This window comes from Pseudomonas syringae group sp. J254-4, from assembly GCF_032586855.1.
Classification (GTDB): Bacteria; Pseudomonadota; Gammaproteobacteria; order Pseudomonadales; family Pseudomonadaceae; genus Aquipseudomonas; species Aquipseudomonas amygdali.
Genome location: NZ_JAWHOO010000033.1, coordinates 57,236 through 66,620 on the forward strand (window position 1 = coordinate 57,236; position 9,385 = coordinate 66,620).

A 9,385-nucleotide genomic window follows, 5' to 3' on the forward strand; every position below is an offset into this window, starting at 1 on the left:
CACGCTGGCTGGTCTGACATCGGCACTTTGCGCTATTTGCCCTTGACTCCGGCCAACGAGTCGAGAATGGCGCAGGTAGAATCGTTATTGCCCTGGCATTCATTGATCAAGGCCTGCAGCGTATCGCGCAGGCTGATGAACTCCTCGATTTTGCGGTTCAAGTCCTGCACATGAGCATTGGCCAGCGCTTTTACGTCGGCACTGGCACGGTGTCGGTCGCGTTGCAGTTCGAGCAGGGTGCCGACTTCCTCCAAGGAAAAGCCCAGGTCTCGAGCACGTTTGAGAAAAGCCAGGGTATTCAAATCGGCAGGCCGGTACTGGCGATAACCGCTTGCTGTTCGTATGGCAGGCTCAAGCAAACCAATACTTTCGTAATAGCGCAGCATCTTGGGCGTCAGCCCACTGGCGTGTGCAGCTTGGCTGATGTTCAAGGTATGTCCTCCAATGCCGGTTGCCAGCGTTTGAGCAGCAAGGCATTGCTGACCACGCTTACGCTTGAAAAGGCCATGGCTGCGCCGGCAAAAACCGGATCGAGGAGGCCGAACGCTGCCAATGGGATGCCAATCACGTTATAAACGAAGGCCCAGAACAGATTTTGGCGGATTTTGCGGTGGGTGCACCGGGCGATATCCAGCGCTGCCGGTACAAGTCGTGGATCACTGCGCAGTAGGGTGATTCCGGCGGCATGCATGGCCACATCGGTACCGCTGCCCATGGCAATGCCGACATCGGCGGCCGCCAGGGCGGGAGCATCATTGATACCGTCGCCGACCATGGCCACCCGTGTGCCTTTCGCCTTGAGACCTGCAACGACGGCCGCCTTTTCGGCCGGCAGTACCTGGGCATGAATGTTCTCAATACCCGTCTGAGCAGCGGTCTGCCGGGCACTGCTCCAGGTATCCCCGGTAATCAAGTGGCTGCTGATCTGACGTGCTGCCAAGGCCGCTACAGCCTGCTGGGCGCCAGGCTTAAGCGCATCGCCAAACGCGAGCAAGGCCAGCACCCTGGGCGCAGCGCCTAGCTCGATCAACCAGGACAAGGTCCGGCCTTCGGCGTCCCATAGCTGAGCGTGTTCAGCTAACGCGCCTGGTTCGAGCCCTAGCTCTTCAAGCCATCGGCCATTGCCCAAGGCAAGCTGCCGGCCTTCGACAGAGCCTTGGACGCCACGACCAGGCAGCGCACGGACGCTGTCAGCCATTGGGGTATCAAGGCCGCGTTCACTACAGGCCGCCAGAACAGCACGACCCAGGGGATGTTCACTACCTCGTTGCAAGCGGCCCGCCAGCGCCAAGGCTTCCGCTTCGGGGATCGAAGCTACCGCCATATGCACCAGATGGGGCTCCCCTGAGGTGAGGGTACCGGTTTTGTCAAAGGCCACCGCTTGCACGGCATGGGCGACTTCCAGGGTTTGTGCATCCTTGATCAGGATGCCGTGACGTGCCGCAACGCCGGTGCCTGCCATGATTGCAGTTGGAGTGGCCAAGCCCAAGGCACAAGGGCAGGCAATGACCAGTACGGCTACCGCGTTGATCAGCGCCGTCTCCCAGTCGCTCCCTGCCAGCAGCCAGCCCACAAGCGTTAACAGGGCAATGCCGAGCACCACCGGCACAAAAATTTCGCTAACCTTGTCCACCAGGCGTTGGATGGGTGCCTTGGCGGCCTGTGCGTCTTCAACCAGACGAATGATCCGCGCCAGTACGCTCTCTCCCCCAAGGGCTGTGACCTGAACGATCAGCGTGCCTTCACCGTTGATGGAGCCACCAATGACCTTGTCGCCGGCTTGTTTGGCCACCGGTCGGCTCTCGCCACTGATCAGGGCTTCGTCCGCATAGCTGTCGCCTGTCTCAATGAGGCCGTCCACCGGGATGCGCTCGCCGGGCCTGACCCGTACACGTTCTTTCAGGCGTAAGTCAGCCACCGCAACCTCCTGCTCACGGCCATCAGCTTCCAGACGTAGGGCGCGCTCGGGCCTCAACCCCTGAAGCGCACGTATGGCTTCACCGGTCTGCCGCTTAGCTCGGCTTTCAAGGTATTTGCCCAGACGGACCAGGCCAATCACGACAGCTGCAGCTTCTAGATAAAGGTGGGGGAACTGGCCGGGCACAGCGGTCACGGCTTGGTAGACGCTCAAGCCATAAGCAGCGCTGGTCCCCAGGGCGACGAGTAAATCCATATTGCCAGTGCGGGCCCGTAGCGCTTTCCAGGCTGCGCGGTAAAAACGGGCACCGAGCAGGAATTGCACCGGTGTGGCCAAAGCGAACTGAAGCCACACCGGCAACATGATGTGAATGCCTAACGGTTGCAGCAGCATGGGCAGCACGAGCGGAGCGGCCAGCAGCAAGGCTGCGATCAACGCCCAGCGCTCCTGTGTGAGTCGAGTATTTTCAGCGGCTGGGACCTTGGTAGTGGGAGGTTGAGCCTGGTAGCCCGCGTTCCTTACGGCGGCGATCAAGGCCTGCACAGACGTGCCTGCTATGGCAGTGACATGGGCCTGTTCGGTGGCCAGATTGACGCTGACCTCGCCCACGCCGGGCACTTTGCGCAAGGCCCGTTCGACACGGTTAACGCAACTGGCACAGGTCATGCCGGTGATGCTCAATACGAGGGTTTCGTCCGGGACCCCGTAGCCGGCGCGGGTAATCGCCTCACGTAAAGCCGGCATGGCGTCCTGCGGCGCTTCAATTCGGGCTTGCTCGTTGGCCAGATTCACACTGGCTTCCTGTACGCCGGCCACTTTCTTCAGCGCACGCTCCACGCGACCGGCACACGCGGCGCAGGTCATCCCTTGGATAGGTAGATTAAATTCAGCCATGCCGGATTCCTCGCTATCAATGAGTAGAGGATCAACCTTGACCTCATGTAAAGGTCAACCTCCAACCGCGCCTAACGCTTAAGAACAGAAGAGGCTTGACCTTGACCTCATGTCAACGTTGAAAGTAGCGCTGCCCCCCATGATTTGGAGACACGCTATGTATCAGTTCAACGTGCAAGGCATGAATTGCGGTCATTGTGTCAAATCGATCACCGCAGCGGTCACGGCTTTGGACAGTGAGGCCACGGTCGATGTGGACTTGGAAAGCCGTACCGTACAGGTTCAAAGCCGCCAGCCAGCGCAGGCCCTGCTCGAAGCAATTCAGGAAAAAGGCTATCCCGCTGAGCTTGCCTGATTCCTGTCCTTCCCTTAGGTTCAGGCTTTCCTAAGACGGTTCTTTGCAAAAGAAACGGCGCCTGGACAGGCGCCGGAGACCAAGGAGCGGAGGTCTTTGAAGAGAGCTGAGCCCAGACTAGCCCTTGGCAGCTGACGTGCACCTGATTGGCCGATTACATTTGTGTAAGGTGGCACCACACCTATCGGTTTGTTGGCAGACTAAACCCATCTGCAAATGAGATCGCTGTCATGAAACTGTTGGTAGCCGAAGACGAACCGAAGACTGGAATCTATCTGCAGCAAGGCCTGCGGGAGGCCGGCTTCAATGTGGACCGCGTGGTCACAGGCACAGATGCCGTTGACCAGGCGCTCAATGAAGCCTATGACCTGTTGATTCTTGACGTGATGATGCCGGGCCTGGATGGCTGGGAAGTCATCAGACGCCTTCGCACCGCTGGCCAGTCCGTACCGGTGCTGTTTCTGACCGCACGCGACGGGGTAGACGACCGGGTCAAGGGCCTGGAGCTGGGCGCCGATGATTACCTGGTTAAGCCATTTGCTTTTTCAGAACTGCTGGCACGGGTGCGAACACTGCTACGGCGCGGCAGCAGCAGCCTGCCGGTTCAAACAAGCCTGCAAATCGGAGACCTTCAGGTGGATTTGCTCAAGCGTCGGGCGACTCGGGGCGGCAAGCGAATCGACCTTACGGCCAAAGAGTTCGCACTGCTGGAGTTACTGATGCGCCGGCAAGGTGAGGTGTTGTCCAAATCGCTGATAGCTTCCCAGGTCTGGGACATGAATTTCGACAGCGACACAAATGTTATCGAGGTGGCGATACGGCGGTTGAGGGCCAAGATTGACGATGACTTCGAGGCAAAACTGCTGCATACCTGCCGGGGGATGGGTTACATGCTAGACGCGCAGGACGAAGGATGAAGCCTGGCTCACTCACCCTGCGCTTGAGCCTTTTGTTTGTGGTCGCGGTCGCCGTCGTCCTCATGATCGTGGGCGTTGCCTTCAACGAGCTGAGCCGTCACCACTTTCGCGCCCTGGATGCGCAAGCGCTGGGAGAAAAGCTGGAAGCGATTAACCAGATCGCGAAGGAATCAGGCGCAAACCCGGAACTGCTCAAGGCGCGCTGGCACACCCTCCTGGGGGCACATCCCGATCTCAGTGCTGTATTTCTGAAGACCGATGGGACGCCTTTTTTTGCAGAACCTCCCCAATCAGCGGCGCCGTCGCTCGCGCAGGCCACCCAGCGCGATGGCGTCTGGGAGTGGGAGAACGAAGGCCGCATGTTCAGGGCCCTGACCGCCTCGATATCGCTACCCACTGCCAGCCCACCGCTGACCGCCTGGCTTGTCCTGGATGTGACCACGCATATGCACTTCTTTGCCATGCTCGAACGCTGGTTCTGGGGCGTTCTATTGGCTAGTACCGCGTTAAGCGGGGCCCTCGGGTGGCTGGTCGCCAAGAACGGACTGCGGCCGGTGGCAAGGGTGACCCAGACCGCCGCCTCAATGTCCGCTGGCTCGCTGAAGGAACGCATTCCCTTGGGGCCGGTACCGGATGAGTTGCGTGAGCTCATCACCGCGTTCAATTCCATGCTTGGTCGCCTGGACGATTCCTTTGTGCGCCTATCGAATTTCTCTGCTGACATTGCGCACGAGCTTCGTACCCCGATCAGCAACCTGCGGACCCACACCGAGGTGATCCTGGCCAAAAAGCGTGCGCCCGAGGTGTACGAAGAGAATCTGAGCTCCAATCTGGAAGAGCTCAATCGTCTTTCGGGTATCATCGACGGCATGCTGTTCCTGGCCAAGTCTGATAACGGGCTAATTGTGCCCGAGGCTGTTGAACTGGATCTGAGAACAGTCATCAGCAAGCTGTTCGGCTATTACGAGTTTCTGGCCGAGGACAAGGGGATTCAGCTACAAGCATCAGGCAACGCCTCGATCTTCGCTGACAGCGTGATGATCGACCGTGTCGTGTCGAACCTGCTGTCCAATGCCCTGCGCTATACGCCGTCCGGAGAGACGATCAAGGTCAGCATCCACGATCACGGAGGAAGGGTAGAGCTTCGGTTGGAAAATCCTGGCCCTGAAATAGCACCGCAGCACCTGGACCGCATCTTTGACCGGTTCTACCGGGTTGATCCGGCGCGGCGCGAAGGCGCCGGGAATGCGGGGCTGGGGCTGGCGATTGCCCGGTCCTTGATGCAAGCGCATGGCGGTACTATCTCGTGTACATCCCACGAGGGCCGAACGACCTTCATCCTCACCTTCGTGCGGTCATCTGGCCCACGAACATGACATGCCGGCCTGATAGCCTGGGCACCGCTAAGCCAGGCCCCCCAGGCTTGGCGGACATGAAACCGGTTGTCACTGCGCCGGGTAGTCAGCCACCACCTCCTGCTCGCCGGTCTTTTTCAGTCCGATGATCTGATAGGCGCTTTTGTGCCCTGTTTCCATGCCCGGTGAGCCCATTGGCATGCCGGGTGCCGCCACGCCGATTAGGTCAGTCCGGCGTTCAAGCTCAGCGATCTGTTGGACCGGGACATGCCCCTCGATGAACTTGCCGTTCACTACACCGGTGTGACACGACATCAATTTCTCAGGCACACCCAGCTTGGCCTTCACCGGGCTCATGTTTTCTTCCAGATGGTCATTAACCGTGAAGCCATTGTCCCGCAGGTAAGCAATCCACTTGGAACAGCATCCGCAATTGGGGTCCCGGTAAACGTCAATCACGTGCGCAGGAGCGGCTTGTGCCACTGACGCTACAGCTAGTGCCATGGCCGCGACAGTGCGCCGTCCAGCGTCAGTAAGGCTTATGAATTTCATGTGCGGCCATCCTATAAACTGAGTGATTTGCAGCTTACCTTGCATCAATGAGATTTTGGACTGCTCAAGCGTTTGCACCAGTACCCCAACGTCATCCCACATGGTATTTGGACAGGGTTGAATCAACGCACTATGCATCGCTCGCTGCTTAATCAGTGTAAGAAATACGTTATCACCACTTTTTCTCGGCTTTTCCAAATGGTGTGCGGTATCGGTCATTGGCGTTGCCATTATGACCAAGATTTAGATTTCGATTATTTATGAGGCGCACGAGGGTTATACATGCAGCACGTGACGAAGATTGGCGCAGGCGATCCACGCAGGCTGACCGCCGTCGAATTTCAGCAATTGGCCACCGTACCCTCAGCGCTTGAGTGGTTTGCCAACCTGGACAACCCACGCACACGCCGTGCCTATCAAAATGACCTGACGGATTTCTCTTCCTTTATAGGGCTGGCCAGCGCCGATGATTTTCGCCAGGTCACCCGGTCGCACGTATTGGCCTGGCGCGCCGATCTGGAGCACCGCGGCCTGGCCGGAGCCACCATTCGCCGCAAACTGGCCGCGCTGGCCAGTCTCTTCGATCACCTCCTGGAAAACAACGCCGTGGCCGGCGGCAACCCGGTGCATGGGGTCAAACGGCCTCGGATTGAGACCAACGAAGGCAAGACCCCGGCCCTCGGTGATCACCAGGCCAAGCAGCTGCTCGAGGCTCCGGACACTGAAACGCTCAAGGGGTTGCGTGATCGGGCGATTCTGGCGGTGCTGCTCTACCACGGCCTGCGCCGCGAAGAAGCGGCACAGCTGCACACCCACGATCTGCAGGAACGACGCGGCATCAAGCACCTGCGGGTCCACGGCAAAGGCAGCAAGATCCGTTTTTTGCCCCTTCATCCTGTGGCTGCTGAGCGCATCCACGCGTACCTGGAACAAGATAACGAGCGTGCCGCGACGCCCGGTCCGCTGTTTCGCTCGCTGCGCGGCACCACCACCGGCGCCGGCATCACGGCCAACGGCATCTATACCGTTGTCGAGGCCTATGCCAAGAAGGCCGGCATCGTCGTCGAACACCTGGGCGTGCATGGCCTGCGCGCAACGGCGGCGACCAACGCCCTGGAGCACGACGCCGATATCGCCAAAGTGCAGATGTGGCTTGGGCACGCGAACATCAGCACCACCCGCCTTTACGACCGGCGCGGTCAGCGGCCGGAGGATTCACCGACCTTTAAAGTGAAGTACTGACTCGTGGCTTGATACAGCCTGAGTTCAGCGGTGGCAAGCGGTGGGATGGCTTCAAAGGTATTGGGGGACGGGAGATCTGCATGCCAAGAATTTAGCATTCAGCTTCATGCCTGGGTTGGGAAAAGACCTGGATGTTTTGACCCTGTAACTAGGTTGTGCAGAGCCACGCTTGCTTTATGAATGAGTACAGACACACCTTTCAAATCCTCCACCGTTGTAGGGACAAATGTGACTTTGAAGCTTCCTCGTGCACTCACCGAAGACAGCAAAAGATTCGCCGTCTCAGGGTCATAGTGGAGCGAGCCATGCACATATTTGTTGCGTGCCTTTGCCGCTTTATTCATGGCTGCTATTACCGCCTGGTAGTCTTTCAGTCCTGGATGTGAGTCTTTTAGAATGTCACATAGGGTTCCAAAGGCATCCTGCTTTTGCTTGAAGTTCATATGTGTAGTGATTATTTGTGGTCTAGCGTCGTCAGGGTCATTGATACCTAACAACTTTTTTATATAAAGATTCAAGCTACCTTCAAGGACCGACCAGGTAGCAGCTATGCGGCCCAGCTCAAGGAGATAGTGATCTGGCAAAGGCCAATCTTTTGGCATTTCGAGAAGTGATTTTTTTTGGCTATAGGGCATTTTGTTTTTCCGTGACTACTCGATATTGGTGTTTGGGTCAGGCCGGATGAATATTCCCAAGAAGCTCGTCACCTCTCCGAAGTCCGGCACAGTATCAAGATAACGTCCGAATGAGCTACCACCTACATTTCTGAAAAGCATGCATAGATAGGGATGGTACTTCTGGAAGAACTCGGTCAGCTTGACCAGCTCGATCCTTTCATACGTCACATGGCCTGCAATCTTGTTTCGCATGGATCGAAAGGCGGGACCGAAATCTTGATCGACAGGTAGCATGCGTTCGTATTGGGAACGTGGGTGGATCTTGGCGGAGACAGCGCCCCTGTCGATGCTCGATAGCCACTGCATGGCCTGAAGGTGAACCTGCTCGTTCAGTGCCCCATCAGTGTACGTATGCGTACCGACTTTACTTTTTTCATCACCAATTCTTTTGGCCTGCTCGCCTTTCACCCAGGCTTTTATCCTACGGCAACTTTTGATATCGGCGACTTGATGGTCCCGTGCAAACAGGGCCATATACAGTTCGTACAGATGGTGAATGAAGCTGGAGTAGGCATTGTAGGCCCGGTACGCTCGCTGATGACTATGGCCCTGCATGACAATGGACTCACCTTGCGCGACGAAGAGTTCAAAGGCGTCTTTACACCGAAGATACTCATGCCGGATAGCCATGCAATGCAATATATCGGTTTCACTGTCCATTTCTTTTCCGTTGTCCGTGGAGCTGGTGGTGGACAGGGTGACTTGTCGCCCAGAATTGTCCAGCGCGAAAGGATGTAGCTCGAAGGATGGGTAAAGTCATAGTGCTCTCTGTAAGGATTGGTGACGAATCGCTAACGGTCCTGAGAGAGTTGGTTGCGGGCCTGCTGGATAGCTTATATGCCCGCGTACCGTGATGTTTACGGGAAATTCTACCGCGCCTACGGCTTGGTGGCTGCTGCCGTCCAGCGCGACAAGTCACCCTGCCCCCACCAGCTCCAGGGAAGACTGATCACACGGCCACTGTCAGCCGATCTGCCGGGTACTGGTTCATGAACGCTGCGCTCTGCTCCGGCCGCGCGGTCAACCAGTCCATGTACGAGCCCTTCGGCAAAATCACTACCATGCGCTTTTCGTCCTGGGGCTTGTGATACGCCTTCATGAAGTCGTGATCATCCGCATTCACTGTCAGCATGGTGTAGCTGTGCAGGATCTGGTCGGTGGACGGATCGCGCCACTGCTCCCATAGGCCCGCAATACCCAGCAGCTCGCCGTCTGCACGGGCTATACGCGTGGCTATTGCCTTGCCTGATCGCCAGTCCGGCTCATAGATGGCCACCGCTGGGATAATGCAATGTTGCGCCTGACGCCATGCATGTCGGAACGACGGTTTCTCGGCCACTGTCTCTGATCGAGCATTGTAGGTGTGTTTGGCAAACTTGCTGTCCTTGCTCCAGGACGGGATCAACCCAAAGGAGCCGGTCAGGGGTCGTTTGCGGGAGAGGGCGAAATCCTACGCTAAGGCTTTGGCCAACGAT

Annotated in this window: 9 protein-coding genes and 1 pseudogene; 4 read left to right on the plus strand and 6 right to left on the minus strand. The window is 57.6% G+C overall.

The window, feature by feature from the left end:
• Positions 1-32 precede the first annotated feature (32 nt).
• A complete protein-coding gene (gene cueR / locus RYB09_RS25985; RefSeq protein ID WP_005782518.1) occupies positions 33-431 on the minus strand; it encodes a Cu(I)-responsive transcriptional regulator in 399 nt (132 codons plus the stop codon).
• Positions 428-2,812, minus strand: coding sequence for a heavy metal translocating P-type ATPase (locus RYB09_RS25990; RefSeq protein WP_005782519.1), 2,385 nt, complete (start codon positions 2,810-2,812; stop codon positions 428-430). Before RYB09_RS25990 ends, cueR begins: the two co-directional genes overlap by 4 nt.
• Positions 2,813-2,969: 157 nt before the next feature.
• Between RYB09_RS25990 and RYB09_RS25995 the strand changes: the two genes are divergently transcribed.
• The 3 genes from RYB09_RS25995 (at position 2,970) to RYB09_RS26005 (ending at position 5,460) form a co-directional block, all read left to right on the plus strand.
• Positions 2,970-3,167 carry a heavy-metal-associated domain-containing protein gene (locus tag RYB09_RS25995; protein ID WP_005782520.1) on the plus strand — a complete coding sequence of 66 codons (198 nt, stop codon included), beginning with the start codon at positions 2,970-2,972 and terminating at the stop codon, positions 3,165-3,167.
• Positions 3,168-3,397: 230 nt separating this feature from the next.
• Positions 3,398-4,084 (plus strand): heavy metal response regulator transcription factor, encoded by a 687-nt coding sequence (locus RYB09_RS26000; RefSeq protein ID WP_005782521.1) that lies wholly within the window; start codon positions 3,398-3,400, stop codon positions 4,082-4,084.
• Positions 4,081-5,460, plus strand: coding sequence for a heavy metal sensor histidine kinase (locus RYB09_RS26005; RefSeq protein WP_005782522.1), 1,380 nt, complete (start codon positions 4,081-4,083; stop codon positions 5,458-5,460). Before RYB09_RS26000 ends, RYB09_RS26005 begins: the two co-directional genes overlap by 4 nt.
• 69 nt (positions 5,461-5,529) lie before the next feature.
• On the opposite strand, the gene RYB09_RS26010 is transcribed toward RYB09_RS26005, so the two are convergent.
• Entirely contained in the window at positions 5,530-5,991 is a 462-nt protein-coding gene (locus tag RYB09_RS26010; protein ID WP_025992745.1) for a DUF411 domain-containing protein, read from the minus strand.
• 282 nt (positions 5,992-6,273) lie between these two features.
• Between RYB09_RS26010 and RYB09_RS26015 the strand changes: the two genes are divergently transcribed.
• Positions 6,274-7,233 (plus strand): tyrosine-type recombinase/integrase, encoded by a 960-nt coding sequence (locus tag RYB09_RS26015; RefSeq protein WP_005782524.1) that lies wholly within the window; start codon positions 6,274-6,276, stop codon positions 7,231-7,233.
• A gap of 104 nt (positions 7,234-7,337) precedes the next feature.
• Here the strand turns inward: RYB09_RS26015 and RYB09_RS26020 are convergent, their stop codons facing one another.
• The 3 genes and pseudogenes from RYB09_RS26020 to RYB09_RS26030 form a co-directional block, all read right to left on the minus strand.
• On the minus strand, positions 7,338-7,868 hold the full coding sequence (locus tag RYB09_RS26020) for a hypothetical protein (RefSeq protein WP_005782525.1): 531 nt from the start codon (positions 7,866-7,868) through the stop codon (positions 7,338-7,340).
• Positions 7,869-7,883: 15 nt separating this feature from the next.
• Complete coding sequence (locus RYB09_RS26025; protein WP_005782526.1) at positions 7,884-8,570, minus strand: hypothetical protein; 687 nt, start codon at positions 8,568-8,570, stop codon at positions 7,884-7,886.
• 289 nt (positions 8,571-8,859) lie between these two features.
• Positions 8,860-9,333: pseudogene (locus RYB09_RS26030) on the minus strand (SOS response-associated peptidase); the annotation flags it as partial.
• Between the last annotated feature and the right edge of the window lie 52 nt (positions 9,334-9,385).